The organism is Vibrio sp. OPT24 (genome assembly GCF_015163545.1).
GTDB lineage: Bacteria > Pseudomonadota > Gammaproteobacteria > Enterobacterales > Vibrionaceae > Vibrio > Vibrio cyclitrophicus.
In genome coordinates this window covers 1-212 of the sequence record NZ_JADDYI010000042.1, presented here as the reverse complement: position 1 = coordinate 212, position 212 = coordinate 1, and the positions used below count along the sequence as shown (strand labels likewise).

The following is a 212-nucleotide window of genomic DNA, read 5'->3' as shown; positions in this document are numbered from 1 at the left end:
TGTAGTTGACCCGATCTAATGGACACCTTCAATTGTAATTGGAGGTGATTATGCCAGCTTATAAATCAGGTAAAAAAACTCAACAATATCTTACGGAATTTAAGGTAACTGCTGTCCGACTTTCGCTTCGAGAAGGAGCTACAGTTAAAAGCGTGGCGCTATCATTAGATATCCACCCTTATATGCTTTCTAAATGGCGAAAGGACTATAGA

General features: G+C 39.2%; 1 protein-coding gene. It reads left to right on the top strand.

Annotation, left to right across the window (positions count from 1 at the left end; translation table 11 throughout):
• Nucleotides 1-50 precede the first annotated feature (50 nt).
• Nucleotides 51-212, top strand: a 162-nt coding sequence (locus IQO02_RS08555; protein WP_016796762.1) for a transposase, incomplete at its 3' end; no start/stop codon positions are given.